The organism is Nitrospira sp. Nam80, from assembly GCF_965152575.1.
The window spans coordinates 945,017-970,461 of sequence record NZ_OZ224216.1; the positions used below are offsets into that span (position 1 = coordinate 945,017).

General features: G+C 55.3%; 23 protein-coding genes and 1 pseudogene. 22 read left to right on the forward strand and 2 right to left on the reverse strand.

Annotated features, from left to right (window positions below):
- Positions 1–120: 120 nt before the first annotated feature.
- The gene (locus ACWGXE_RS04590; protein WP_447601676.1) at positions 121–1,131 is read left to right on the forward strand and encodes a sigma-54 interaction domain-containing protein; all 1,011 of its coding nucleotides are present in this window, start codon (positions 121–123) and stop codon (positions 1,129–1,131) included.
- Positions 1,132–1,553: 422 nt separating this feature from the next.
- On the opposite strand, the gene ACWGXE_RS04595 is transcribed toward ACWGXE_RS04590, so the two are convergent.
- The gene (locus ACWGXE_RS04595; protein ID WP_447601678.1) at positions 1,554–2,543 is read right to left on the reverse strand and encodes a tetratricopeptide repeat protein; all 990 of its coding nucleotides are present in this window, start codon (positions 2,541–2,543) and stop codon (positions 1,554–1,556) included.
- Between the two features lie 431 nt (positions 2,544–2,974).
- Between ACWGXE_RS04595 and ACWGXE_RS04600 the strand changes: the two genes are divergently transcribed.
- The 18 genes from ACWGXE_RS04600 (at position 2,975) to ACWGXE_RS04685 (ending at position 17,858) form a co-directional block, all read left to right on the forward strand.
- Positions 2,975–3,148, forward strand: a complete 174-nt coding sequence (locus tag ACWGXE_RS04600) for a Flp family type IVb pilin (RefSeq protein ID WP_447601679.1) — start codon at positions 2,975–2,977, stop codon at positions 3,146–3,148.
- A gap of 92 nt (positions 3,149–3,240) precedes the next feature.
- The gene (locus tag ACWGXE_RS04605; protein WP_447601681.1) at positions 3,241–3,399 is read left to right on the forward strand and encodes a Flp family type IVb pilin; all 159 of its coding nucleotides are present in this window, start codon (positions 3,241–3,243) and stop codon (positions 3,397–3,399) included.
- Between the two features lie 25 nt (positions 3,400–3,424).
- Positions 3,425–3,934 (forward strand): A24 family peptidase, encoded by a 510-nt coding sequence (locus ACWGXE_RS04610; protein ID WP_447601682.1) that lies wholly within the window; start codon positions 3,425–3,427, stop codon positions 3,932–3,934.
- Positions 3,935–3,946: 12 nt separating this feature from the next.
- A complete protein-coding gene (gene cpaB / locus ACWGXE_RS04615; protein ID WP_447601684.1) occupies positions 3,947–4,777 on the forward strand; it encodes a Flp pilus assembly protein CpaB in 831 nt (276 codons plus the stop codon).
- Positions 4,778–4,790: 13 nt separating this feature from the next.
- Positions 4,791–5,426 (forward strand): pilus assembly protein N-terminal domain-containing protein, encoded by a 636-nt coding sequence (locus ACWGXE_RS04620; RefSeq protein ID WP_447601685.1) that lies wholly within the window; start codon positions 4,791–4,793, stop codon positions 5,424–5,426.
- A 59-nt stretch (positions 5,427–5,485) separates the two neighbouring features.
- Positions 5,486–6,934 carry a type II and III secretion system protein family protein gene (locus tag ACWGXE_RS04625; RefSeq protein WP_447601687.1) on the forward strand — a complete coding sequence of 483 codons (1,449 nt, stop codon included), beginning with the start codon at positions 5,486–5,488 and terminating at the stop codon, positions 6,932–6,934.
- 50 nt (positions 6,935–6,984) lie between these two features.
- Positions 6,985–7,266, forward strand: coding sequence for a hypothetical protein (locus ACWGXE_RS04630; RefSeq protein ID WP_447601688.1), 282 nt, complete (start codon positions 6,985–6,987; stop codon positions 7,264–7,266).
- Positions 7,267–7,280: 14 nt separating this feature from the next.
- Positions 7,281–7,676, forward strand: coding sequence for a TadE/TadG family type IV pilus assembly protein (locus ACWGXE_RS04635; protein ID WP_447601690.1), 396 nt, complete (start codon positions 7,281–7,283; stop codon positions 7,674–7,676).
- A gap of 16 nt (positions 7,677–7,692) precedes the next feature.
- Complete coding sequence (locus tag ACWGXE_RS04640; protein WP_447601691.1) at positions 7,693–8,742, forward strand: pilus assembly protein TadG-related protein; 1,050 nt, start codon at positions 7,693–7,695, stop codon at positions 8,740–8,742.
- Between the two features lie 27 nt (positions 8,743–8,769).
- Positions 8,770–9,984, forward strand: coding sequence for an AAA family ATPase (locus tag ACWGXE_RS04645; protein WP_447601693.1), 1,215 nt, complete (start codon positions 8,770–8,772; stop codon positions 9,982–9,984).
- Between the two features lie 39 nt (positions 9,985–10,023).
- The gene (locus tag ACWGXE_RS04650; RefSeq protein WP_447601695.1) at positions 10,024–11,337 is read left to right on the forward strand and encodes a CpaF family protein; all 1,314 of its coding nucleotides are present in this window, start codon (positions 10,024–10,026) and stop codon (positions 11,335–11,337) included.
- On the forward strand, positions 11,331–12,305 hold the full coding sequence (locus ACWGXE_RS04655; RefSeq protein WP_447601697.1) for a type II secretion system F family protein: 975 nt from the start codon (positions 11,331–11,333) through the stop codon (positions 12,303–12,305). Before ACWGXE_RS04650 ends, ACWGXE_RS04655 begins: the two co-directional genes overlap by 7 nt.
- Positions 12,306–12,318: 13 nt before the next feature.
- Complete coding sequence (locus tag ACWGXE_RS04660) at positions 12,319–13,272, forward strand: type II secretion system F family protein (RefSeq protein ID WP_447601699.1); 954 nt, start codon at positions 12,319–12,321, stop codon at positions 13,270–13,272.
- Entirely contained in the window at positions 13,269–14,147 is an 879-nt protein-coding gene (locus tag ACWGXE_RS04665; protein WP_447601701.1) for a prenyltransferase/squalene oxidase repeat-containing protein, read from the forward strand. The genes ACWGXE_RS04660 and ACWGXE_RS04665 overlap by 4 nt, the downstream gene beginning before the upstream one ends.
- Before the next feature lie 54 nt (positions 14,148–14,201).
- A complete protein-coding gene (locus ACWGXE_RS04670; protein WP_447601703.1) occupies positions 14,202–15,227 on the forward strand; it encodes a DUF362 domain-containing protein in 1,026 nt (341 codons plus the stop codon).
- Between the two features lie 81 nt (positions 15,228–15,308).
- Positions 15,309–16,526 (forward strand): acyltransferase family protein, encoded by a 1,218-nt coding sequence (locus tag ACWGXE_RS04675; protein WP_447601705.1) that lies wholly within the window; start codon positions 15,309–15,311, stop codon positions 16,524–16,526.
- A gap of 86 nt (positions 16,527–16,612) precedes the next feature.
- Positions 16,613–16,954, forward strand: coding sequence for a hypothetical protein (locus tag ACWGXE_RS04680; protein ID WP_447601707.1), 342 nt, complete (start codon positions 16,613–16,615; stop codon positions 16,952–16,954).
- 379 nt (positions 16,955–17,333) lie between these two features.
- Positions 17,334–17,858 carry a hypothetical protein gene (locus ACWGXE_RS04685; RefSeq protein WP_447601708.1) on the forward strand — a complete coding sequence of 175 codons (525 nt, stop codon included), beginning with the start codon at positions 17,334–17,336 and terminating at the stop codon, positions 17,856–17,858.
- A gap of 35 nt (positions 17,859–17,893) precedes the next feature.
- Here ACWGXE_RS04685 and modA read toward each other — a convergent pair whose 3' ends face one another.
- Positions 17,894–18,703 (reverse strand): molybdate ABC transporter substrate-binding protein, encoded by an 810-nt coding sequence (modA, locus tag ACWGXE_RS04690; protein ID WP_447601710.1) that lies wholly within the window; start codon positions 18,701–18,703, stop codon positions 17,894–17,896.
- 662 nt (positions 18,704–19,365) lie between these two features.
- Between modA and ACWGXE_RS04695 the strand changes: the two are divergent.
- From ACWGXE_RS04695 to ACWGXE_RS04705, 3 genes and pseudogenes are all read left to right on the forward strand, one after another.
- Positions 19,366–22,546 (forward strand): annotated as a pseudogene (locus tag ACWGXE_RS04695) (efflux RND transporter permease subunit).
- A complete protein-coding gene (locus ACWGXE_RS04700) occupies positions 22,543–23,787 on the forward strand; it encodes an efflux RND transporter periplasmic adaptor subunit (RefSeq protein WP_447601712.1) in 1,245 nt (414 codons plus the stop codon). Before ACWGXE_RS04695 ends, ACWGXE_RS04700 begins: the two are co-directional and overlap by 4 nt.
- Positions 23,788–23,789: 2 nt before the next feature.
- Positions 23,790–25,379: an efflux transporter outer membrane subunit gene (locus ACWGXE_RS04705; protein WP_447601714.1), complete on the forward strand. Its 1,590-nt coding sequence runs from the start codon at positions 23,790–23,792 to the stop codon at positions 25,377–25,379.
- Positions 25,380–25,445 lie beyond the last annotated feature (66 nt).

Below are 25,445 nucleotides of genomic sequence, written 5' to 3' on the forward strand. Positions count from 1 at the left end.
TTCCATGACGCGGAGGCGGCCTATCCTCTGAGGCGCAAGGGCCGCGTGAGGCTGGAACTCCGCGGTAGTCTGGAAGGAAGCGCCAGCAAGGATTCTTCACCGAAGTCTGAGGAGGTTTTAATGCACAACGTCGACAAAACGTTGATTGGAACCAGCAGGCCCTTTCTTAAGGCGACGGGGATGATCCCGTTATTGAGCGCTACGAAGTCAACCGTATTGATATCAGGAGAGACAGGCACCGGCAAAGAGCTCTTTGCAAGAGCAATTCACTATACGGGCGAACGAAGAGGGAAACCGTTTGTGCCGGTGAACTGCGCCGCGCTGCCGGATCACCTGATTGAGAATGAACTCTTTGGTCATAGTAAAGGCGCTTTCACCGGAGCGGTTAGCGACAAACATGGCTTGTTCCATGAAGCGGACGGCGGCACGTTGTTTCTCGATGAGGTTAATTCACTTGATCTAACCGTACAGAGTAAGCTGCTGAGGGTCTTGCAGGATCAGGAGTTCAGGCCATTAGGTTCAACCAAGAGCCGAAAAGTTGATGTGAAAGTAGTTGCCGCGACGAATACGGATCTGCGTTACTTGGTGGAAACACGCCAGTTCCGCGAAGATCTTTTCCACCGCTTAAACGTCCTCTCCGTCGTACTCCCCCCGTTGCGTGATCGCAGGGAAGATATCCTTCTTCTGGCGACACATTTTCTGAAGGTCTATGCGAAGGAATTTTCCAGAGGGGCAATTACGATGGGCCATTCCTGCAAGGCGAAGCTGCTGGGGTATGCGTGGCCCGGCAATGTGAGAGAACTGGAGGGCGTGATGCAGCGTGCGGTGGCCATGGCGGCCGGCGAAGTCCTTGAAGAGTACGATCTTGATTTGCCCAGTTGTGACTGCCAAGAATTCCGGACGCCGACCATGGATGTAGTATCCAGGACAGGTATCATCGATGATGCCGGTTTTCAAAAGATGAAAATGAAGGTGATCGAGGAATTCGAACGGACCTATCTTTGTGAACTCCTCTCGGCCCACCAAGGGAACATTTCAAAAGCCGCTCGAGCGGCGAAGAAGGAGCGCCGAGCGTTTCAACGTCTCTTACATAAGCACGGGCTGGATCGGAGGGTGTTTTGCGCAGCGTAGCCGGGTCTGGATTTCCTGAGGAATAAGCGTCGCAGGAGTCATCGACGAGATGGGCTCATCTTAAGATTTGCACGTACTTGCGTCCTGGAACCATCCGGTATTGAAATTGCTCCATCCCATCGATCATGGATAGGTCGGATGTTCCAGAGGAGAATAATGTCGTAGCATGGCTTATTCTGGGCTACCTGTGTTCGCACCCGGAAGCTAAGGATACGGCAGTGGGGATAGGGAAATGGTGGCTTAGAAGGGAAGGGATTGACGCCGACATGGACCGGGTGCAGACCGCGCTGGAGTTCCTGGTTCGATGGGGATGGCTTACTGCGACAGGAAACTACTCAGGGCGCACAGTTTATGGACTGAACAAAGAACGTCAGCCTTTTCTTCAGCACTTTCTGCAAGGCTGGTCCATTCCTGAGTAAATATCAAGGACAGGAGCTTGCACCGTTATTGTCGGAATCATGGTTCAGAGAAGAGCTTTCGACAACGGCCCGCTGCGCGGCCTGTAAGTTTTCAGCTGCAGCCACGTAGTACCGTGGGGCCTGCTCAAGGGCCTTCTCAAAACAAATGACAGCCTGCCGATTTTTGCCCAAATCCATATAAACAGTTCCGAGATTGTTGTACGCCTGCGCTTCGTCTCCGGCCCGTTTGAAGGCATTCCACGCATCGGCGAAGCGTCCCGCCTTGCCATAGGCCATCGCAAGATTATTATGGACCTTTGCTAGGGTTGCTCCGTTCCGAACTGCTTCCTCGAAAGCTCGTATAGCTCGGTCATACTCGCCCGTGAAATAGTAGGCTAGGCCTAGGTTGTTATGCACCGCTGATTCCTGCGGTCGTAGGGCCAGGGCAGCTTGATATTCAGCAATCGCCTCTTGATGTCGTTTCTTACGATCAAGCAGCATACCCAACCAATTGTGCGTTTGCCACCGGGAGGGCTCCAACTCGATCCCGTGACGAAATGAGCCTTCGGCCAAATCGTAATTCCCTGATTGCCAATAGGCCTGACCAAGTCCCTCATGTGCCAGGGAGAACTTAGGGGCAAGCTTGACCGCTTCCTGAAGCCTTGCTAGCGCCTCCTGGCCCAGGCCTTGTTTGAGCGACACGAGCCCTAGCTTGTAGTGGATTGTCGCTGGAGCAGTATGACCTTCAAGGGCCTTACTGTACTCCACCACAGCCAATGCCCAATTTCCGTTCTGAAAATGGCTGTCGCCGAGCCGCTCATAATCAGCAGATCCCATGTTCGGCAGTGGCGTCGGTTCTTCTTCCTTAATCGCTAAACCAGCCTTCTGCCGTTCCAGAGTTTCTTTATATATCCCCTGCTCATATTTCATACCGTCCTCTTTTGCAGATGTGCAGTCGGAGAGAAGAATACTAAGGCCAAGTAAAAGAACTCTATTTATTAAGCGATACTTCATCGGTCGAGTCCTCCGGCTCATTGGAGTGACGCAAAGGGAACGCAGGATAGTCCTGGCCGACATATACCTAAGACTGCTTGTACCGGACTCCTTCTGAACCGTCAAAATAAAACGGGCTTCTAACTGAAGCAATTAGGTGCGGGTGATGTGCGGCCGGACGACCGCAGAGGCGGGTCATTTTCGATTCGCGGGACCGCGGTTAGGTCACCGCAGTTTGGATTTGCAGAACTCAAAAGATCACATAGAACCATGACTTAAGAAGCTCGCAATCCTGGTCTTCCGTTTGCAAACTCCCCCTGGCACACCCGGTTGGCACTCTACGCAATTAGGAGGAAGGGAGGTGGAGATAGGTAGCAATCAGGCGGGTTCCAGCTTGACGGGTGAAGAGTTATCAACGATAGAGACCGATTAAGACGAGAAAGGAGAGATTTATGTTGAAGCATATTCTTGGTTTTGTGAAGCGGGATGAAGGCGCGACCGCCCCTGAGTATGGGCTGATGGTGGCGCTCATCGCGGCGGTCATCATCGGCGCCGTGACCACGCTCGGACTAAACATCCAGGCGGTGTTTAATACTGTCGCGGGTTCGATTGCTGGAGCGAGCTAAGCGCACCTCTGTGAAGGATGCTTAGCCGGCCGGGCCATCAGCCCGGCCGGCTATTTGAATAGTCGGCCGCCACGGTTCTGAGAGGACAATCAATGAGGTTACGAATACTCGAAGAAAACGGCGCGACGTCCGCGGAGTATGCGTTGATGATCGGCCTGATTACAGCCGTTATTTTCGGTGCGGTCCAAGCCATCGGCAATAGCCTTATACCCGTTTTCACAACGGCTGCCGGGTGGTTTGCCGGAAGTTGACCAGGCGTCTTGCGTCGAGGGGAGAATGATGGGGCAGATTATGTTCCTGACATTGGTCGCCGTGCTGCTTGCCGCAGTTGTAACCGATATCCGATCGTGTCGAATCCCCAATTTCTTGACAATTCCGGCCATGGCCACTGGGCTCCTATTACATGCCTTGCGTGACGGGCAGACGGGGCTGGTGACGAGTCTGGAGGGGTTGGGAATTGGACTTGGCTTGTTTCTCATTCCTTATCTCAGAGGGGGCATGGGCGCAGGTGATGTCAAACTCATGGCCGCCGTCGGCAGCTTCCTGGGACCTCAAGGCGTCTTATTTGCGGGTTTGATAACGATGCTTCTGGGCGGGGTCTATGCGGTTGCCGTTATGGTTGGCCACTGGGGGTTGCGAAATAGTGTAGATCGGATCAAGTCCATGTTTTTATCTCGGCCCGAAAAGACGGCCTTGCTGACTGCATTGAACGCGCAACTTCAGCTACGTTACGCCCTCGTCATCGGATTAGGCACGCTACTCTCGGAGTTAGTTATCGTCCCCTAAGGAGGAAAGTAAATGAACCGTTATCGGGCTTTACTGTTTTTGGGTTTGGCGGTGGTCGTGGCGTTGATCACCAGCGTCATGCTCTGGTCATGGCTGCGCGATGTCGAAAGCCGTCGCAGCGCGCCCTCCGCACCGGCCATTCAGACAAACGGCTTAGCGGTTGCTGCAGCCGATCTCACTTGGGGCACTAAGTTGACGCGTGAAATGTTTCAGTTGGTTGACTACCCTGCTGCCAGTCTGCCGGACGGCCACTTTACCAACCTTGATAATCTCAAAGACCGGGTCCTCCTTGTCAATCTTAAGAAGAACGAGCCAATCCTCGAATCTAAGCTGGCTCCGGTAGGGGCCACGACAGGAGGCGTCGCTGCCGTGACCGATCCCAACAAGCGGGCCATGTCCGTAAAAGTAGATGAAGTGATCGGTGTGGCGGGGTTCATCAAACCCGCGGATCGAGTGGATGTCATGGTGACCATAGAGCCAACGTCAGGATCATCTGGAGCAGCAAAGACCGTTGCGAAGGTCATCCTTGAGAACGTGAAAGTACTGGCGGCCGGCACACAGATGGAGCGCAAGGGTAAAGATGAAGAACCGAAACCGGTTCAGGTCATCACTGTGGAGGTCGATGTCGTGGAAGCTGAGAAATTGGCTTTGGCTTCTACCCAGGGCCGACTACGCTTGGCGTTACGGAATCCGCTCAATTCCGAACCGATTCTGACGAAGGGAGCGACTGTCGGATCGTTGCTGGGTTCCTATCGCCCGCCGAAGGAGAAAGAGGAGCAATCAGATGTTGCATACAAGGTGGAAGTTATCAGTGGGAAAAATCGTACCCAGATCAAATTCTAGAGGAGGTCCATGAATGGAAACCTATCGACGGTTAGAGAAACAGGGACAGCTATTAAGACACTGGATTGGTGGAGGCATTGTCGGGGGACTGGTCGGGTTGGCGCTGGTTGGTGGAGGCTGGAGCCAGATGGCTCTAGCGGCTACGTCGCACAAAGAAACACAACACCTCAGCTTGGTTTTAGGGAAATCTACGATCGTGGATGTGTCGGTTCCAATTAAGCGCGCCTCACTCGCGAACCCCGACATTGCGGATGCGATTGTATTGAGTCCCAAACAGATCTATTTGACGGGGAAAGGATACGGAACCACCAATCTCACCCTGTGGGCGAAGGACGATCAGGTCTTGAGCATTTATGATCTGGAAGTGGGTATTGATCTGAGCCGGGTAGAAAGCCAATTGGCAGAATTGTTACCGGAAGAAAATCATATTCAGCTTTCAGCGGCCCACGATCACGTCACTCTGGCAGGCACCGTATCCAGCCAGGCCAAATTGACTCAAGCTCTCGCCGTGGTCGAGGCCTATGCTCCCAAAAAGGTTCTGAATTTCCTTCGAGTGTATCCGGAGCCGGCCGGGCAAAATCCTCCGGAGATTCAACCCGTGACTGTGGATGTGATTAGAGGAACCACCATCAATTCGCAAAAATTCTAGACATCGGCACATCCATAACCGGTGTCACCATGCCTACTCAACCGGGAGGAAATGACGCAATGAAACAGATCTCGTGGACATGTTGTGGCGCTCTCGTCCTCGCGCTCCTCGACGCAGCAATCGGGCACGCACAAAAGGCGCCACAACTATCGGTTGAGAGTCTTACGGCGCAACGACTGGAACTAACAGTGGGCAAATCAAAAGTAATCGACACGCCATCCCAATTTAAGCGGGCCTCGCTCGCGAATCCTGATATTGCCGATACGGTCGTTCTGTCGCCTATGCAGATCTATCTCACCGGGAAAACCGTTGGCGTCACGACCCTCACGCTTTGGGGAGAAAACGATAAGGTATCCACGGTGTTTGATCTCGTCGTCAGTCCGGATCTTACGAGGCTCAAGGAAAACCTGTATCGCGTTCTGCCGCACGAGCAGAGTATTAACGTGACGGCTAACCACGAGCATGTGACCATATCGGGCACAGTATCCAACGCCGCCAATCTGACAAGGGTGTTAGGGATGGCGGAAGCCTACGCGCCGAAAAAGGTCATCAACCTTTTACAGGTAGGCGGAGTCCAGCAGGTCATGCTGGAAGTGCGGGTCGCGGAAATGAACCGGGAATTGATCCGCAGACTTGGTATCAATCTGGCTGCAGTCGCCGCTAATGCCTTTGGGGTGACTGCATTAAACAATTTGACGTCGCTGATCGGGCCTGGAATCGTATCTAGCTCTCCAACTCTCGGCCAAGATGTCACATCGTCGATTAACGCCGTGGCCAATTTCCGAACCGGCAGTGTCAGTTGGACGGGGTACATCGATGCCTTGAAGCAGCAGAATCTGGTCAAGGTCCTGGCCAAGCCGACGTTGGTGGCGATTAGCGGGCAGGAGGCGGCTTTCCTCGCGGGCGGCGAATTCCCGATTCCGGTCCCCCAGGCGTTTGGCGTTGTGACCATCCAATTCAAAAAGTTCGGAGTCGGCCTGACCTTCACGCCGAACGTACTGAGCGATAAGCACATCGGTATTACGGTCGCGCCCGAGGTGTCTGAGCTTGATTTTTCCAATGCTCTCAGACTGCAAGGCTTTACTATTCCGGCGATCACGACAAGGAGGGCCTCGACCGTCATCGAATTGGCCGACGGCCAAAGCTTCGCGATCGGTGGTTTGTTACGCGACAACCTTCGCGAAAGCGTCAGTAAGTTCCCGATCTTAGGCGAGATTCCCATACTCGGGGCACTCTTCAGAAGTTCATCCTTCCAGAAGAGCGAAACCGAACTGCTCATCATAGTGACGCCGCATTTGGTGAAGCCGTTGGACCTCGCCGGACAAACATTGCCCACAGACTATTATGTCGAACCGAACGACTTTGAATTCTTCCTACTTGGGTTGGCGGAGAAGGGTGGGTTCGGAGGTTCAGTCGGAAGAGTTTCCCCTGCGGCTGAAACACTGTCGAACCGCGTGGGAACGACGCGGCGTCGTATTGATGGCCAATTCGGGCACATGGTGCCTTGAGTCGGAGAGGCTCTATCTGTGGTCACACTGAGCGTAACGTGAGGAGGAAGATGATGCGTATGTTGTATGCCACGGCGAGTGTCATGAGTTTCTTGGTGGTTACCATGATTGGATGTGCGCCGACACAATTGGGAGAGAACTGGGGAACTGCCTATCAAACCGCCAAGCAAAACCAGACCTTGAATCCGGATGCTGGAGAAAGCCTCGATCCTGTAGTCGGTATGGAGGGCCTTGCCGCTGCCACAGCAATGGAAACCTATCGACAAACCTTCGAGAAGCCTGATGCGCAAATGCAGAAATCTCTCGTCACGACCGGGGTTCAGACCAGGTGAAGAGGGGACTCATTATGAAACGGCTTGATGAACGTGGCGCCGCCGCCGTCGAATTTGCAATTCTATTGCCGGTACTCATGCTCATTCTGTTTGGGATCATCGAATTCGGGATGATCATGTACTCTCGGGAAATCATTACCAATGCCAGCCGGGAAGGAGCCAGGTCGGGTATCGTGCAGGCGACCGTCAAACCGACCGAGGCGCAAATTCAGGCTGTTGTCACCAATTATCTCAACGGGACCGGAGTTGATCCCAATGTCACGCAAATCGATGTTGTCGGGGAAGGTCTGACTGCGCCCAATACCCTCACTGTCACGGTCACGTATCCGTACAACTTTTTTGTGCCGGCCATTCTAGGGCTGGGGAATTCTATCAACCTGACCGGCCAAACTGTGATGAGACATGAATAACAAAAGGTGGGGATCCATGATGCGATCGTCTCTACTTCATGACGAACGAGGAGCCACGGCTGTCACTGTGGCAGTGACCCTGGTTGTTCTGTTGTCAATGGGCGCCTTGAGCCTCGACATTGGCCATTCATTAGTCGCGAGAAATGAACTGCAGAATGTTTCCGATGCGGCGGCTCTCGCTGGGGCGCGGGAACTCGGTCTCATCTATGAAGGGTTGCCGCCCTTTCAGCAATATGGATATCAACTCACCAATCCCGCGCCCGTTCATAATGCCGTGCAGAATATCGCGGCTCAAAATCAGGCCGCAGGGGTAGCGGTTAGCATCAACACAGCCGATATTCAAATCGGTCAGTGGAACGACCCAGCGAAGACTTTCACCGTGACGAATATCTTTCCGAACGCGGTACGGGTGACGGCCCGGCGAGATGCCTCGGCTAACGGCCCGGTCAGTACGTTCCTTGCGAACGTCATGGGGATAAACTCTGTCAGCGTTCGGGGTTCCGCCACGGCCGCAATGACCTTTATCAGTCAGACACTCCCGGGCGAACTCGATGTGCCGTTCGCCATTTCCAGCCAATGGTTCGTCAATAATCAGTGTAATCAACCGATTAAGTTCTATCCCACGAATACCATAGTCGGATGTGCCGGCTGGCACACCTTCCTCCAATCGCCGTCCAACGCGAATACACTCAGGAATATCATTGATGGGATGGCAAATGGGAGCTATACCAGCCCTGCAACTACAGCCGGCGCGACCTCTCTGGAATTCATCGGCGGAAATGTTGCCAGCGCCTTCCCCAATCTCATTAACCTCTTCAATATCAAGAAACCCGAAGGTGATCCCAGCGTTTGGGAGGTGTTCGTTCCCGTGTACCAGGATACTTCATGCGCAAATCCAAGCGGTCCCATGATGATCGTCGGATACGCGACCGCCAACATTACCAATGTCCAAGGACCCCCCACCATGACCATTGATGGGATTGTCACCTGTAACAGCGTCCAAGGCGGGCAGGGCGGAGGCGCGAATTTCGGGACATTTGCGAGCATCCCAGGCCTAGTACAGTAAATCCTAAATGGCGGGAGGAATCGGCGTATGGCCCGTTTCTTGACAGTCTCGTTGGAATGCAAAAATGACCAGGTCCGAAGTATCTTTACTGAAATCCTTGGCAATCGTCGCAGCATTATCTTGACTCAAAGCAAGGGAGCTGCCGCAGACATGGTTGTCCTAGAACTGGACGAAAACAGTCCGCAGCGCACCTTCGGAACGATTCGAACAATGCTGGCCGCTGCGCCCCAGACAGAGATTTTCCTGACAGCTAATCGAACTGATCCGCAGGTAATGCTGGAAGCATTCCGAATCGGCGCAAAGGAGTTCATCCCTCAACCCATCAACAGGCAGGAAGTCGAAGCGGCTCTCACGCGATTTGAGCAGCGCGCGAAAGAAAGGACTGTCACGAACGAGAATAGGGCCGGTATAGTCATCGGTCTGATCGGAGCGAAGGGAGGTGTGGGGGCCACCACGGTGGCGACGAATTTAGCCATGAGCCTAAAGCAGGTGACACCTCAGAGGTCCATCGCGCTTGTAGACCTCAACCGCCATGATAGCGATATCCCGCTCTTTTTGGACTTGCCCGCTCCGCGAGGTCTTCGCGATCTGTCTGACGATATCAGCCGGCTGGACGAGACCATCCTCCGCAGTGTGCTGGTCGAACACGAGTCCGGCATCGATGTCCTGCAATCAGGCTACGATGGATTAGACGGGCTTCACCCGGTTCACGGATGTGTCCTGCGCACTTTAGATCTCATGCGGTCTATTTACGATTATGTCTTTGTCGATTGTGGGCACGTACTAGAGGATAGCACGAAGGAGGCGTTGGATTATTGTTCGAAGGTCATCGTTGTCATGACGCTTGGTTTGCCGGCCATTCGGCGTACGAAGCGGCTGCTGGAGCTGTTGCAGTCCGCGAATTACGGACCAGACAAGCTATCGGTAGTCGTGAACCGTTACAGTCCACGTGAGCAAGATATTCTTCGTCACACTGAAGACACGCTTCTGTGCAAGGTGACGGGAACCATTCCAAACGATTTCTTGATGGTCAATGAAGCCATCAGTCACGGCAAGCCGCTGAAGGCAGTAGCGCCTAAGTCTCCGGTCACTCAATGGTATGTCCAGCATGCCACTGCGATTGCAAAGCGACACAAGGACAGCGGCGGTGGGGACGTTAAAGCTGAGACGGAAAGGAAAGGCTCATTTCTGGCGCGATATCTGCCTAGCCTGGGATTTGACGCTAAAACAAGAATGGTCTGAAAAGGTGACCCGGGAGACCGTTCATCGGAGGTTTAGACGATGCTAAGTGCGAAGCAGGGGACTTTATCCGAGCTAAGCTCCACGTATCAGGATCTCAAAGAGAGGGTTCACCAGCGGGTCATTGAGCTGCTCGACCTCCCGGCGGTGAGCGTAATGAACCAGGAGACGCTGACGCCTCAATTGACCAAAGTGATCGAGCAAGTACTGCAACAGGAACCGGTACCGCTGAACTTGCGAGAGCGTGCTCAATTGACCCAGGAGGTTCTGTATGAGGTACTGGGATTGGGACCGTTGGAGCCGCTTCTGGCGGATCATACCGTAGCGGACATTTTGGTAAACACTTATAAGCAGGTCTTCGTCGAACGATTCGGGCGGCTGGAGCTGACTCCGATTCGGTTCCGTGATGACGGCCACTTGCGGAAGATCATCGACAAAATCGTCGCTCGCGTAGGTCGTCGCATCGACGAATCCTCTCCCATGGTTGATGCTCGTCTCGTCGACGGTTCTCGCGTCAATGCAATCATCCCTCCGCTTGCACTCGATGGGCCCGCACTCTCGATCAGAAAGTTCAGCAAGGACCCTCTCCAGCTAAATAATCTGATTGAAAAGAAATCGGTGACACCCGAAATGGGAGATCTCTTGCGGGGTATCGTTCAAGCCCGTCTCAATGTGTTGATATCGGGCGGAACCGGATGCGGGAAGACCACGATTCTCAATGTTCTGTCCGGATTCATACCCGGTCACGAACGGATCGTCACGATTGAGGACGCAGCCGAACTTCAGCTTCGTCAGGAACATGTCGTGCGATTGGAGACAAGGCCGGCCAATATCGAGGGCAAGGGCGAAGTCACCCAACGTGATCTAGTCCGGAACGCACTGCGTATGAGACCAGACCGGATAATCGTCGGCGAGGTGAGAGGAGCCGAGAGCCTCGACATGCTACAAGCTATGAATACCGGCCATGATGGATCGCTGACTACCCTGCACGCCAACTCACCGCGCGACGCGCTAACGAGACTTGAAACGCTTGTAGCCATGGCGGGGCTGAACCTCAGTACCAAGGCTCTCCGCCATTACATCTCCTCAGCGTTGGACGTGGTGATCCAATTGACCCGTCTGTCCGACGGCAGTAGGAAGGTGACTAGCATTCAGGAAGTGACGGGCATGGAAGGGGAGGTTGTGACCACGCAGGATATTTTTACCTTCCAACAGACCGGGATGGATCAACAAGGACATGTTAAGGGCCGGTTTAAGGCGAGTGGAGTGCGCCCTAAATTCATCGAACGGTTTCAAGCCTTTGGTATTCCCCTGTCAGAGGAACTTTTCAATGCCACAAAGGTGTACGAATGCTAACCAGCTTTATCGCGCTCGGCATCTTCGTGACCATGGTGCTACTGCTGGAAGGAAGCTACTACGTCTATCGTACATTTGCCTGCCAGAAAACGGAGCGCGTGATCGAACGTTTGCAGGAATGGTCCTCAAAGCGACAATCAGCCGACGTGGCTCCCGCGGGCATTCTCAGAAAAGATGTTATGAGTGACATCCCTTGGCTCAACGATCTGCTCCTGAGCATTAGAAGGTTGAACGCTCTTCGCACATTGCATGGCAAGGCCAAGGCCAGTCTACCGGTCGGAGCATTTCTCATCCTGTCTGGGCTTTTGGCCGCCATGGCGTGCCTGTTCTCGGTGCGATTAGGTGGTCATGTCTCGATGACAATCAGTGCGACCGGAGTGGGGGCAGCTGTTCCCTTCCTCTATCTATGGCGAAAGAAAGCCAAACGCATGGCGGAATTTCATCGCCAATTGCCTGAAGCCCTGGAATTGGTGGCGAGGGCGCTGCACTCGGGCCATGCGTTTTTCGTGGGTATGAAGCTGGTCGGTGAGGAATTTGCGGACCCAATCGGAACCGAGTTCAAGCAAGCGTTTGACGAGGTGTCGATGGGATTTTCGGTGCCCCAGGCTCTTCAGAAGCTGGCTCACCGGGTAGACTGTGTGGACATGAAGTTTTTTGTGACTTCCGTCAATCTACAACGCGAGACTGGCGGTAATCTTGCGGAGATGATTGAATCACTCGGACAGCTCATCCGCAAACGGTTTGAACTCCATATGAAAGTCAAGGTGCTGTCCGCCGAAGGTCGGTTTTCAGCGATTATTCTCTTTGCGTTGCCGTTTGCTCTCGGTGCGGTCCTCTACAAACTGAATCCTGATTACATCTCATTGTTGTTTACGGACCCCTTAGGACATCAGATGTTGATGCTTGGCGCGCTGTTGCTCGTAATCGGGGCACTCATCACCATGCGCATGATTGCCATCAAGGTGTAGGGGAGAAGCGTACATGGAAACTCCAATTGTTATCGCTCTTCTCGCTTTTCTCGTGTGTCTGCTGGGCAGTTTCGCCCTGTATGTGTACTTGAACTCTCGTGAGGCAGTACAAGTCTGGAAGAGGCGGGTTGAGGACCGGTTGGATGCGGCGGAACCGGTGCTCGATCAAGATTGGATGGATTCTTTGAAGGCGCGCTTCGCGCACCTCATTAAGAGCCTCGGCACGATGGTACAACCGAGCAATGAAACAGACGTTAAGACTATCCGGCACTCCTTGATCACAGCGGGTTATCGGCATCCTCATGCCCCCCTTCTCTTTCTGGGCTCTAAGCTTTTCATGGCAATCGCGCTGCTCCTCAGCACGACGCTGATTCCTGCAAAGGCATTGGGATTTCCCGGCTTCAGTACTCTGCTTATTTATTATGTCCTGGCCGCTTTTGTGGGCTATTACGTGCCGGATTACTGGTTGCGCTGGACAATCAGTGTGCGACAACAGCGGATCCTTCACGCCCTGCCTGATGCTTTGGATCTTTTGGTGGTGTGTGTTGAGGCTGGGTTGGGCCTGGATCAGGCGATTAACCGTGTCGGAGAGGAGATCAAGTTCGCGCATCGAGATTTGAGTGATGAATTCGGATTGCTCGCATTGGAGTTGAGGACTGGGGTGACCCGTACCGCGGCCTTGCGAAATCTCAGTCATCGGATAGACTTGGAAGAGTTCAAGAATCTCGTGGCTCTGCTGATCCAGACCGACAGATTTGGGACGAGTATCGGACAGGCCCTTCGAGTTCACTCGGATTCGATGAAGGTTGCGCGTCGCATGAAAGCCGAAGAACTTGCGGCAAAATTACCGGTCAAATTACTGTTTCCCTTGCTGTTCTTCATTTTTCCCAACCTGTTCATCGTTGTGCTGGGGCCGGCCGCCATCCGAGTGATTCGAACGTTACTCCCTGCACTATCCCATCAATGAACAGAACAGCGAGCCACATAGACCTCAAGCCGTTGTTGCATGAAATAATTCAGCGGGCTGTCACCGGTGGGGGATTCAGCGATCGGGCCGGAGGTTCGTACCGATCGGATGCCACGGCTTGGGCCATCCTCGCATTGGATCTCAGTAAGGTTGACGAACGACTGCTGAATCGCGCGCAGTCACGACTCGCGAGCGAGCAGCAGGAGGATGGACGCGTCTCGATCTCCCCACATCACGTTGAAGCTTCTTGGCCGACTTCCTTAGCTATTCTTGCCTGGCAAGACTCTTCCACCCATGACGAGTCCTCCAGGCGGGCGGTTCGGTTTTTGTTGGAACACGAGGGACACCATTGGAAAAAGAGCTCCGACGATCCGCTCGGTCATGACACGGCTCTAAAGGGATGGCCTTGGATTGAAGGAACCCATTCCTGGGTCGAACCAACGGCCTTGTCTGTCTTGGCTCTTGTCGCGAGCGGTCACACTGATCACGTACGGGTTCAGGGAGCCATTCGGTTGATCTTGGACCGTCAATTACCGCGAGGAGGATGGAACTATGGCAATACCACCGTGTTCGGCCAAGAACTGCACCCGGCTCCGGAGAGCACCGGTGCCGCGCTGACAGCGTTAGCCCAACAGGTACCCGTGTCTGCCATTCAACGAAGTCTCGATTATCTGAATCAACAGATCAATCAGCTCCGGACGCCGATTGCCGTTGGATGGGCTCTCCTGGGCTTACAGGCGTGGGGCCTGTGGCCACCAAACGGCTATCTTCTCGTTGAGCGATGCTTGCAAATGCAAGTACGCTATGGGCCTTACGATACCGCGTCGCTGAGTCTGGTCCTATTGCCCGCACTAAAAGCGCGTCGTTTCTCTTAACAGAACCAGGAGTGCTCGGCTCAACATCAGTCTTTGCTGAAGCACGGCAGCTCAATGTCCGATTCACCTGAAATTGTGACACCAGCTGGCTGGACACGCCGCGATTTCATCAAGGCGATTGGGGCCGGTGTGATTCTGGCTTCCGGTGTGCTGACGGTCGAGCGCCTCATGCGGCCCCGTCTCCATGCCGAAACCTTTATCGCCAAGGTACAAGGGTACGAAAGAGAAATCGGATCAGTGATAAATCAAGGTCTTCATGAACTCGGCGTGAAACCTGAAGAGATCAAGGGCAAGCGGGTTCTCTTAAAACCGAATCTTGTGGAAACCAGTATCGGGGCCGTCCACATCAATACCCATCCATTAGTCGTCAGGGGCGCCGTGGAAGCGTTCTTGCGGCTGGGAGCGGCGAAGGTGTTCGTCGCGGAGGGACCTGGGCACCGTCGGGACACGTTGGCCGTCCTGGAAGAATCCGGTCTTGCCGATGTGCTGCACGAAGACCGTATCGCCTTCTCCGATCTGAACTACATGACCGGCTATACCATTCAGAATGCTGGACGGCGGTCTCGTCTACGGACCCTGACGTTGCCGGGTCTCTTTCAAGAAGTGGATTGGATTGTGTCGCTGGCCAAGATGAAAACCCATCACTGGACCGGCGTGACGCTGTCGATGAAGAATCTCTTCGGAGTCATGCCAGGAATCTACTACGGCTGGCCCAAGAACGTTCTCCACCATGCCGGTATCGAGAACTCAATCCTTGATATCAACGCCACTGTGCGGCCGCACTTCGCCATTGTGGACGGTATCATCGGTATGGAAGGCGACGGTCCCATCATGGGCATACCGCGGCCTGCCGGTGTATTGGTGATGGGCAGAAATCTTCCGGCTGTAGACGCAACCTGCGCACGGATTATGGATATCGACCCGCACCGGATCTCCTACTTGGCACGAAGTGATGATTGGCTGGGCCCGATTTCGGATTCTTATATTGAGCAGCGGGGTGAATCGGTGAAGTCCGTGAGGACGAGTTTTATGCTTGTGGATAAGATTCCTGCCCATCGTGGCATCCGGCTTACCTCATGAACCGCTGCTGTAAATGCGGAGCATTGGAGGTGATTTGGCGATGGAATCGAACGGTACCACGTGTGAAAAGGTTTCCGCCATTTGAGCGCTCAAACAATACAATCGGACGTCGACTGTAGATCTCAAGATCGGCTGGCAGCCGTAGCTTTAATTGAGCATATCCCCGCGATCGATGGACTGCGGGGAGTCGCGATTCTGTTAGTTGCCTGGTATCACGCGCCGTTTCTCTTCCGCGATAACAATGGCTTTCCCCAGGAGATCTCTCAGAGTATCGTTCAGAAAGTATTCTGGGGGATGAGCACAGCGGGATGGATTGGGGTCGATCTGTTCTTTGTCATCAGCGGCTTCCTTATCACGTCCATTCTGATCCGGGGACGCGCAACCAAAGGTTCGCTGCGTGTATTCTGGTATCGAAGAGCCCTTCGTATTCTCCCACTGGCGGTTCTCTACCTCTCGGTGTTGAAGCTGAATGTAACTCTAGGCGACCCTTTGGGAATGCTTAGCAGTTTTGATGCATGGCCGGCCTACCTTTTCTACATGGGGAACTTTCATATCGCTATAAACGGCTGGCAGCCGGTCGTTGTCATGATTCTTTGGAGCCTTGCGGTCGAGGAACAGTTTTATATGGTCTGGCCGTTCTTGGTGCACCACGTCGGCTCCAAGAAGCTCATTCTGACCTGCTTGATTATCCTTGCACTTTCTCCTATTGCCAGAGCGATCGTCTACTGGACACTCGATTATCCTGCCGTTTATGTGTTGACGGTCTGCCGCTTGGACGGCCTTGCCGTCGGAACTGTACTGGCATTATTGGTCCGTGCCGAGAGGTGGAGGATTCAAACGCTGGCCTCCTGCCGGAAGTTCGTGCCGCTTGCCCTGCTTTCGGCCTTTACCGTATTGCTGGGCCCCTTTAGTCCTTCATTTCCACAGACCAGGCCGCTGCTGTTCACGCTCTTCGGCTATACGTGGATAGCAATTTCGTTCGGACTCCTGGTAGGGGCGAGCCTCCAGTGTACAGGCTGGGTTCAGTCTTTACTCGGAGGGCGCGTACTAATGTTTGTGGGTAAAAGATGCTATGGATTCTATCTTTGGCACGCTTTGGTAGCGGCGATGGTGAAGAAGGTCGTCGATTCCTTACAGTTGGATGTGGGTCTTTATGGGTTGCTGTGTCTGTGGGTGATCGGTCTGATAGTTGTTACGACAGCATCATGGTGTTTTTTCGAAAAACCTATTCTCAGTCTGAAGCGGCTTGTTCCTTCCACGGCCGTCTCGAAGCCTTGCGCCGTTGTCTTGGTCCGGTAGAGACTCGTAAGTCCTTTAGTGAATTGAAAAGCAGCTCCGGATGGGGCTGAACGTGTCAGTCTGCTCCAGAAGGGGTTGCGTCTAACATGAGTGATATATACATGAAAATGGCCTTCGCGTTGTTCTTGTCCTTAATGTTCTCAGCTGCCGCCGTTTCGGCGGAAAGCGAACAGCCGATTGCGGAGCAACCGCGACTCTACGACGATTATATGGCCCTACAACAAATGCAGCGGAGCTTCTTCCAACGGTCTCCTGAGGATCAGGCTCGGCTTCAGCCGCAGATGCATGGCGCGGAACGGCAGGCCTGTCAACGACTCAGTCAGGAGCGTCAACAACAAGTGTCGAAAGAAGACTATCGCAGGCAGGGTGGGGAGCAGTTTGTTGCGTTCGTTGAGCAGTTTGAGCAGTATTGCCAGACCCTCCAGTAAATCACTTCCACATGTACGACTCGCAGGGATTTTGGTCTCTAGGCCTACCGTGTAACCTTTTCACAACCTATTTAAGTACCGTCCAAGCTTACAGGACCATCGCGATCTGCCATCTAGCTTAGGCCTGTCCAGTACATCGCGAAGCGCCCAGCCAAACTCTCGGTCAAACCTGCTGGTCGGCTAGCAACCAGTCTTTCCGGCGGCCGAATTTTCCAGTGGATCAAACTTAGAAAAGGGCGCAAGCTTCTAACTGGGCCTGGTATCCAGGCAATACCGCCGATTGAAAGCTATTGCCCTCTCACAATAGGTTGAGGAAGGACCTGTGGACGTGTTTGCCGGCGAAAGACGTTGTCCTCGACGAATTTGGCGCTCGTCTTACGTGACGTTGTCGTTACTCCTCTGTCTCGGCGTGGTCCTCGCCGGCATGAATGCTGCCCAAGAACACGCATGGGCAAGGGCACGCGATCTCGTGGCGACTCCTATCCTGATGGGATCTCCACTGCAGGTGATTGAGAGTCGGATGCGGACGGGTGAGATTCAATGGTTCGAGAGCCAAATGCTTGATTCACCCCTTCAGCTCATCGGCAGTCCTTTTGGACCCTACCGATTTGCGACGTTGCCAAACCTTCAAGACCTCCGGGCTACCCGCCGGTCTATTTCTCTGCTACCAGCTATGTACCACATGCCGCCAGGTATGCTGCTCATGCTGCCTCCTTATGTCCTTCCTTTCACTAACAGCTATACTGTCTATTCCGATCAGCCGACTGAGGAAACGATCATTCTTTCTGTTCCCGTGCGGCCGGCTGCTCCTCCCAAGTTCTTCAGCTCGCGCTGTGGCCAATTTGAGGAGATTGCGGTACCGCCGGGTGGGATTCTGGCAGATGAAGAGAACAAACCCTGTTAAACAATTGGTGCAGGGCCGAAACAAATAGGCGGGGATCAGCCTTTCATCGGCACAGCATCAAAACCGTACTTGAGCAGGAGTTTTTGTATCCGGGGACTCGCGATAAAATCGAAAAACTCCTCGGCAACGTCACGGGCCTCATCCCGGCAGGTCCACACGACAGCTTGCCCGAATTGGACCCGCGTATAGGTTCCGGCCGGTGTTTCATCAATGATCCGCACCTTCCCGCTGTTCTGAATCGCATCCACGCGGTACACGATGCCTACATCGGCCTGACCCGTGTGAATTACATCGACGACCTCTTCATTGTCTTCCGCAAGAACCAGGCGGAAACGGTCGCGATACGCGGGGTCGAGCTTCCTGAGCACCCGGGCGCTGGCTACACCCAGGGTGGAGGTCTCATGATCGCCCAGAGCAATGCGGGTCCCTCGATTCGAGAGCGCGTCATGAAAGGCGATCGGCGTCGCATGTGAAGTGGTTGACATGACGAGCACGAGAGAGGTCTGAGCGAACACCCGAAGCCCCCCGTTGAGCGTCAGTCCTTTCTTTTGCAACTTCTGGATTTCCTCGCCCGCAGACAGAAACACATCGATCTGGGCTCCCTTTTCGATCTCACGGCGCAGCGTCTGCGACGGTCCATACACGACGCGGACCGTGGCTCCATATTCTCGTTCGAACATCGGCAGGATTTCCTGGAAGGCTCCTTTTAAGCTGTGGGCTGCGCCAATGGTGAGACTTTTCACCTGGGGCGAATCTTCTGCCCAGGCCGGCTGTCCTGTTGCGATGGTCCCTGCGACCCCACCCATGATAGCCAGTGCCATCCCGAATATTCGAAGTCCCGTCATCGGTGCTCCTGTTTCCTCGTCTTTGGCCGCAATCGCCGGGTATGACTTGCGATAGAGGCCCTACCGCCAGCCTCACAACCACGACTCGTCGATCTGGGATCATCGCAAGATCAATACCAGTTGAAGCCGGAATGCGGCGCGCCGACTAAACCCAGTCAGGAGGCACATTTCCGGCGAATTCAGTAAGATTTTCGGCTCACCCCGTGTAGGTGTGCAAGACTGGATTGTGGGGTTCCGCACGATGCGGGAGGTGCGCAAATGCACGATCCAAATGCTTCATGTGGTGGCGTTTGGGACGTTCGACGGAGCCGGCCGGCCACGGCCCCGATAATGTCCCAACAAATCGCGATATCCCGGCTATACCTCTCGATATGTAGAATGACTACGATGAGTCGGTAAGCCTCTTGCTACACCTACGGAGCGTCGCTGACAGGAGCCTTGGCACAGGCCGATTTCGTGCGACCACGTTTGCCCAAGTTTCCACTCGAATAATTCATCATTCATCTAATGTGGATGGGACCGGAATTCCAGTGATTTTGAACCGGCCGGTATGGAGGCGAGAAAGCCGGCGGCATTGTCCGACGATTGACACAGGGAAGCGTTTAAGGTAAGGAGTGCCCACGAGTGCCGAAAACCCACCCTGCCTGTGACGGACTTCGCGCATGAATCAGATCGTCCTCATTGCTCTGCGAAGGCCGTACACCTTTGTCGTCATGTCCATCCTGATCGTGGTGATGGGAAGCCTGACGGTGCACGAAATGCCCACCGACGTCTTCCCGAATATCACGATTCCCGTCACCTCGGTGGTATGGATCTACACCGGGCTGCTGCCGCAACAGGTCGAAGGGCGCATCACGTATTTGTTCGAACGGTTTCTGACCTCGACGGTGGAGGGCATCAAGTATATCCATAGTCATTCCTACTACGGCAGCAGTATCACGAACATTTTTCTCCAGGACGGCGTCGACGTGGGTAGGGCCGAAGCGGATATCGTGGGTATTGCCCAGAACGTCGTCAAGGCGCTGCCGCCTGATATCTCACCGCCCATGGTCATGCGTCTCGCGCCATCCTCCATTCCGGTGGCCATGCTTCAAATCAGCTCCGAGCACATGACACCCGCCGAGCTCTATAACCTCGCCTACATGCGGATCCGCCCCCTCCTCGTGACGGTGCCGGGGATCGTCTTGCCGCACCCATACGGGGGGCAGGACATGCAGGTCATGGTCAACCTCGATCAACAGAAATTGCTCGCGCGCCATCTGACCCCGGCGGACATTCACGATATCCTCATGAAGCAATACCTCGTGCTGCCGTCCGGCGACATCAAAATCAAGCAAACAGACTGGATCGTGCAGACGAATGCCTCGCCGTTACACATCGACCATTTCGGCGATATCCCGATCAAACGGGAAGGCAACGCCTTCGTCTACTTGCGCGATGTTGCCACGGTGCAGCTCATGGGACGAGTGCAGCAAAACGCGGTGCTGGTGAAGGGGAAACAGACCGTCATCATCGTCGCGATGAAAAGCACGGAGGCTTCAACCCTGGACGTGGTCGACGGGATCAAGAAGATGATTCCGCGTGCCGAGCAAATCTCGCCCGAAGGCGTAGAAATCAAGCTCCTTGACGACGCCTCGACGTTCGTAAAGGATTCGATTTCCGATGTCGTGCATGAAATGGCGACCGCCGGGGCCCTGGTCGGCCTCATCGTCCTCCTGCTGCTCGGCTCATGGCGAGCGACCGTCATCGTCTGGACGTCGATCCCGCTGTCCATTTTGACCGCCATCATCGGCCTGCATTGGCTCGGAGAGACGATCAACGTCATGACCTTGGGCGGATTGGCGCTGGCCGTCGGCATTCTGGTCGATGACGCGACCGTGATGATCGAAAATATCGACCGCCATATCGAAATGGGTAAGGAGCTGGAACAGGCTATAATCGATGCGGCCAATCAGATCGTCGTTCCGACGCTCGTCGCGACCCTGTGCATCGCGATCGTCTGGTTCCCGCTCTTCAAGCTCGGCGGCGTCGCCGGTTATCTGTTCAAACCCATGGCGGAGGCGGTCATCATCGCAATGCTGGCCTCTTTCATTCTGTCGCGCACCCTGGTGCCGACCATGGCGAAATATATGATGAAGAGCCATCATGTCGCAGCCGCCTGACCATAATAGTGAAGCAGCCGCGAAACCGTCACGGAATCCATTCGTTCGGTTTCAGCAGGGGTTCGAGCGCCGCTTCAATCAGTTCCGCGATCGCTACGGTGCGCTCCTCGAACACGCAATAAACCACCGCAACGTCTTCGTGACGATTTCGCTGATCATCGCAGTGCTCTCCTCCTCCCTCTTTTTCTTCCTCGGGCGCGATTACTTCCCCGAAATCAGGTCAGGAGTCATCCAGATGCATATGCGGGCCCCGCTCGGCACGCGCATCGAGGTGTCGGGACGCATTGCCACCCTCGTCTCCAACAGTATCGAGGAATTGCTGCCCGGGCATGTGGAAAACATCGTCAGTAACTGCGGCCTGCCGGTCGGGCCGCACAATCTTGCCTTCATCCCGACGCCGACGATTGGTTCCCAAGATTGTGACTTGACGATCCTCCTGAAGGACGAAAAGTCGCCGGTGTGGGAGTACCGGCAGATTCTTCGCCGGGGGTTGAATGAGCGTTATCCGGGCACGGAATTTACCTTCCAGCCGTCTGATTTGACGGCCAAGATTCTTAACTTCGGCGCCCCCGCGCCGATCGACGTCCAAGTCAACGGCCCAGACATGTATCCCAACTACGAGTTCGCCCTCAAATTGGCAGGCAAGTTTCGCGAGATCCCCGGCGCCACCGACGTGGTGATCCAGCAGACGATGCGCACACCCACGCTCATGGTCGAAGGCAACCGCACGTTCGGGCTCGGTGTCAACAGGACCCTGAAGGACATGGCCGACAATCTGCTCATGACGACGGCCGGGAGCCAGCAGGTCGATCAGATCTATTGGCTCGATCCCAGCACCGGCATGTCCTACCTGATCAATGTCTATACACCGCAGCCGCAGATCAACAGCGTCAATAGTCTCAAGACCGTTCCGGTCGATGCCTCGAGCTATGCGTCAAACGATCATGACGTGCAGTTGCTCGGTAATTTAGCCGACCTGTCGGCGGAGGGAACGCCGGGCGTCATCACGCACGGAAATATTATGCCGCTGTTCGATATCTATGTCTCCGCGGAAGGCCGGGACCTCGGAGGAGTGTTGGCGGACGTCGAAAGGGTCACCAATAACATGGAGAAAGAATTGCCCCGCAGCGCGAAGGTCGAAATCCATGGCCAGGCCTCATTGATGTACGAAGCCTATGCCGAGCTGATCTTCGGACTGCTCGCCGCGATCGTACTGGTCTATCTGTTGATCGTGGTGAACTTCCAATCCTGGCTGGATCCGTTCATCATCATTACGGCGTTGCCGGGCGCCTTGGCGGGTATCGCGTGGGCCCTGTTCCTGACTCATACCCGGCTCTCGGAGCCCGCGCTGACGGGTGCCATCATGACGATGGGTACGGGGACCGCCAACTCGATTCTCGTCGTATCCTACGCGCGCGAGCGGCTGCAAGAGCACGGCGATGCGCTCAAGGCTGCGATCGAAGCCGGGAAAACCCGCTTCCGCCCGGTGCTCATGACGGCTTCGGCCATGATCTTCGGCATGGTCCCCATGGCGACGGGTTATTCCCAGAATGCCCCGCTGGGCCGCGCCGTCATCGGCGGCCTGCTCGTGGCCACCCTCTTTACCCTCTTTTTCGTACCCTGCGTGTATGCGATGATCTATAGCCGGCGAACGGCTCCGGAAAAAGGACCCGCCTCATGATGAAGATGCTCAGTGCCAAAGGCATTGCTGTCGCCGCCGTCCTGCTCTTTTTCGTCTATGTCGGGTATCGCGTGTATGAGAGCCGAAGCGATGCCGCGCTGCTGCGCGAGAAGACGATCGAAGACGCCATCCCCACTGTGGCCGTCGTCAATCCAAAGGCCGGCGCACCCACCGAGACCATCATCCTTCCCGGCAACATCGCCGCCTGGTTCGAGGCGCCGATCTACGCGCAGGTCTCCGGGTATGTAAAGATGTGGTACAAGGACTACGGAGACCAGGTGAGGACGGGCGATATCCTCGCTGAAATCAACGCGCCGGCGATTGACGCGCAATACGCGCAAGCCAAGGCGGATCTGGAAGCGGAACGCGCGAAGTATGCGCTCGCCGAAGTCACCGCCAAACGCTGGGTGGCGCTACGTAAGAACCACGCGGTCTCCGAGCAGTCCATCACGGTGCAAGAACAGAATCTGAAGGCCGAAGCGGCGAAGGTCAAGGCCGCGGAACAGAACGTCAGGAACAACGAGGCGTTCATTCGGTTCAAAACGATTGTCGCCCCCTTTGACGGCGTGGTGACCCAGCGCAATATCAACGTCGGGGACTACGTCAATAAAGAAGGCAATATCAGTACTCCGAACGCGATCGGCAACCTCTTTACGGTGGCCGACGTCCATATGATGCGGCTCTTTGTCTCTGTGCCGGAGTCCTTCGGGCCGTTCCTCCATGTCGGGCTGACGGCCGACGTGACCGTGCCGCAGTTGCCCAACCGCCACTTCACGGCCAAATTCCTCACCGTCGCCCGTGGATTTGACGTGAGCACGCGTACCGCGGTCACCGTCTTCACGATCGACAACGAGGACCATGTGCTCTGGCCCGGTTCCTACGCCAAAGTCGAGCTCACGGCGCCGGTCGATCGAAACGTTCTCACGATTCCGTCCACCGCGCTGGTGTTTCAGGAGCACGGTACGCAAGTGGCCGTGGTCACGGAGGACGACCGAGTGCATTTGAAACCCATCACCGTAAGCAGACTGCTCGACAACGCCGTCGAAGTGGAAGAAGGAATTTCCACGAGCGATCGCGTCATTAACAACCCCAGTGCTGCATTGCTCGACGGCGATAAGGTGCGGATCGTCACGCCGGCGCCCGGGTATGACCTCATCAATAATAAAGAACCGACGGATTCAAAACAGAAGCCGAAAGAATCTCCACAACAAGCGCCGAAGGAAGCGTCAAAGGAATCGTGACTGTGATCACATCACGCATTCCTCGATCTTCTGCATGGCGAGGCGCCTTCCTCCTGCTGGCGCTCAACTTGCCGGCGTGCAGCTCATTCCCGGCCGTCGATCTGTCGCCTTCGTATAAGCCGCCTGAATATGTCGTCCCCGCCTCATGGCGCGGGTCGAGTCCGTTTGTCGAGGCGAAGCCCTCGGACGACGAGCTGCGACAGGATTGGTGGAGGATGTTTGACGATCCGGTCCTGAACCAGCTGGTCGAGCAGGCCATGGCCGCCAATCCGGATTTGCAGGCCGCCGCCGAACGGTTCGTGCAGGCGCGCGATGTGATGATGCAGGCTCGGTCGCTGTATCTCCCTCGCGTCGGCTTGGGCTTTGATGCGTCCAACAATAGACAGTCCGTCAATCGTCTCTTTCGTGCTCCCGACGAACCTCTCGAAGAATCAAGCGTATGGGCAGGGGGGCTCGCCTCCTGGGAGCCTGATTTCTGGTCGCAACTCCGCAATCGCATGCGCCTGGAGCTGTACCGCGCCGAACAACGCGCCGCGGACTTCGGGCTCGCCCGCCTCAGCTTACAGGCGGAGATCGCCAGCAACTATTTCATCCTGCGGGGTCTCGACGCGCAGGATGCGATCTACAGACAATCGATTGATCTCTACAGAGAGTCGTTGGACCTGGTGAACGCTCAGTTCATCGGCAACATTGCGTCGGCCCTTGACGTCGCCCGGGTCGAATCCCTGCTGTTCAGCACCGAGACCAGAAGAGCGCAAATCCAAGGTCATCGCCAGGTAACGGAACAAGCGATCGCCATCCTCCTCAACATGGCGCCGGCGAGCTTCAAGATCGCGCCGGTCGACACTCTTCGCATGGCGAGTTTTAGGATTCCGCAGACCATCCCGTCCACCTTGTTGGAGCGTCGCCCCGATATCGCCGGCATGGAGCGCCGGATGGCGCAGGCGAACCGCGCCATCGGCATCGCCCGCGCGGCATTTTATCCCAATGTCTCGTTCCGACTTGGCGGCGGATTCGAAGACGACGCCTTCAGCCTGTTCAAGCTGGCCAACAGCTTCTGGTCCTACGGGTCCGCCGTGTCGCTGCCGGTCTTTCAGGGCGGGTATCGCCGCGCGCAGTTGCAGCAGTCCTGGTCGGCCTATCGCGAGACGGAAGACCGATACCGCTCGACCGTGCTCAACGCCTTCCGCGAAGTCGAGAACAATTTGAGCCTCACCAACCGGTTGACCCTGGCGGCCGACCGCCAGGACGCGGCGGTCGGAGCTACGCGCAAAACGCAGGACCTGACCACGGAACTTTATCAGGGCGGTCTGGCGTCCAGCCTTGAGCTGATTTACGCGCAGGTCGCCACGCTTCAGGCACGTATCGATTCCGTCGTCATCAAAGCCGAACTGCTGCGGTCCTCGGTGGAACTCATCCGCGCGCTCGGCGGAGGATGGAACCGCAACCAAATGCCGGCCGACGAAGAAATCCAGCCGTTCGGCACGTTCCAATATACGAATCTCGACAAGCCGCCGCCGGCGGGCGGAATCGATGTCAACGCGGAGAACAACCACGTGAATAATGATCTGACCAAGCCGGCGGCCCGATGACGACCATGCGACGGTCCGCTTCGCCTTCGCTGCCCCTGCCCGATCCCCGTCCGGTGAACTGAACAC

What these genes read in the sequence shown, in the direction of transcription:
- ACWGXE_RS04620 (WP_447601685.1), top strand. Translation starts at nt 4,791, where the DNA reads ATGGAAACCTATCGACGGTTAGAGAAACAGGGACAGCTATTAAGACAC.
- modA (WP_447601710.1), bottom strand. Translation starts at nt 18,703, where the DNA reads ATGACGGGACTTCGAATATTCGGGATGGCACTGGCTATCATGGGTGGG.
- ACWGXE_RS04655 (WP_447601697.1), top strand. Translation starts at nt 11,331, where the DNA reads ATGCTAACCAGCTTTATCGCGCTCGGCATCTTCGTGACCATGGTGCTA.
- ACWGXE_RS04635 (WP_447601690.1), top strand. Translation starts at nt 7,281, where the DNA reads ATGAAACGGCTTGATGAACGTGGCGCCGCCGCCGTCGAATTTGCAATT.
- ACWGXE_RS04590 (WP_447601676.1), top strand. Translation starts at nt 121, where the DNA reads ATGCACAACGTCGACAAAACGTTGATTGGAACCAGCAGGCCCTTTCTT.
- ACWGXE_RS04595 (WP_447601678.1), bottom strand. Translation starts at nt 2,543, where the DNA reads ATGAAGTATCGCTTAATAAATAGAGTTCTTTTACTTGGCCTTAGTATT.
- ACWGXE_RS04645 (WP_447601693.1), top strand. Translation starts at nt 8,770, where the DNA reads ATGGCCCGTTTCTTGACAGTCTCGTTGGAATGCAAAAATGACCAGGTC.
- ACWGXE_RS04625 (WP_447601687.1), top strand. Translation starts at nt 5,486, where the DNA reads ATGAAACAGATCTCGTGGACATGTTGTGGCGCTCTCGTCCTCGCGCTC.
- ACWGXE_RS04700 (WP_447601712.1), top strand. Translation starts at nt 22,543, where the DNA reads ATGATGAAGATGCTCAGTGCCAAAGGCATTGCTGTCGCCGCCGTCCTG.
- ACWGXE_RS04600 (WP_447601679.1), top strand. Translation starts at nt 2,975, where the DNA reads ATGTTGAAGCATATTCTTGGTTTTGTGAAGCGGGATGAAGGCGCGACC.
- ACWGXE_RS04670 (WP_447601703.1), top strand. Translation starts at nt 14,202, where the DNA reads ATGTCCGATTCACCTGAAATTGTGACACCAGCTGGCTGGACACGCCGC.
- ACWGXE_RS04650 (WP_447601695.1), top strand. Translation starts at nt 10,024, where the DNA reads ATGCTAAGTGCGAAGCAGGGGACTTTATCCGAGCTAAGCTCCACGTAT.
- cpaB (WP_447601684.1), top strand. Translation starts at nt 3,947, where the DNA reads ATGAACCGTTATCGGGCTTTACTGTTTTTGGGTTTGGCGGTGGTCGTG.
- ACWGXE_RS04610 (WP_447601682.1), top strand. Translation starts at nt 3,425, where the DNA reads ATGATGGGGCAGATTATGTTCCTGACATTGGTCGCCGTGCTGCTTGCC.
- ACWGXE_RS04605 (WP_447601681.1), top strand. Translation starts at nt 3,241, where the DNA reads ATGAGGTTACGAATACTCGAAGAAAACGGCGCGACGTCCGCGGAGTAT.
- ACWGXE_RS04665 (WP_447601701.1), top strand. Translation starts at nt 13,269, where the DNA reads ATGAACAGAACAGCGAGCCACATAGACCTCAAGCCGTTGTTGCATGAA.
- ACWGXE_RS04640 (WP_447601691.1), top strand. Translation starts at nt 7,693, where the DNA reads ATGATGCGATCGTCTCTACTTCATGACGAACGAGGAGCCACGGCTGTC.
- ACWGXE_RS04680 (WP_447601707.1), top strand. Translation starts at nt 16,613, where the DNA reads ATGAGTGATATATACATGAAAATGGCCTTCGCGTTGTTCTTGTCCTTA.
- ACWGXE_RS04630 (WP_447601688.1), top strand. Translation starts at nt 6,985, where the DNA reads ATGATGCGTATGTTGTATGCCACGGCGAGTGTCATGAGTTTCTTGGTG.
- ACWGXE_RS04660 (WP_447601699.1), top strand. Translation starts at nt 12,319, where the DNA reads ATGGAAACTCCAATTGTTATCGCTCTTCTCGCTTTTCTCGTGTGTCTG.